Genomic DNA, 261 nt, shown 5'->3' with positions numbered 1-261 from the left:
TAGCCCTTATGAAGTTAAAAAAGATTCCAGTTATCAAAAAATGATAGCTGGAATCTTTTTTGTTATAATTTAGGCTTGTATTTTGCCTGAAGGCGGTGTACTTTCTTAAATTCACCGCCATAAAGGCGAATCCTAATTCATTTTCCACTTTCGATTTGCCTCTCACTGACATACGAGTGAAACGCAAATTAGCCTTCAAAAATCCGAAGACAGGTTCTACATCTATTTTACGTTTTCCATAGATTTCTCCCGTTTCTTCTT

Annotated in this window: 1 protein-coding gene; it reads right to left on the bottom strand. The window is 35.6% G+C overall.

Going from position 1 to position 261, the window contains the following annotated elements; translation table 11 throughout:
- On the bottom strand, nt 1–261 hold a 261-nt coding region (locus Q1A47_RS20700), incomplete at both ends, for a transposase (RefSeq protein ID WP_299632773.1).

This window comes from uncultured Virgibacillus sp. (genome assembly GCF_947495635.1).
GTDB lineage: Bacteria > Bacillota > Bacilli > Bacillales > Amphibacillaceae > Virgibacillus > Virgibacillus salarius.
Note: the sequence above shows the minus strand (reverse complement) of the source record. Positions and strands in the feature narration are given on the sequence as shown.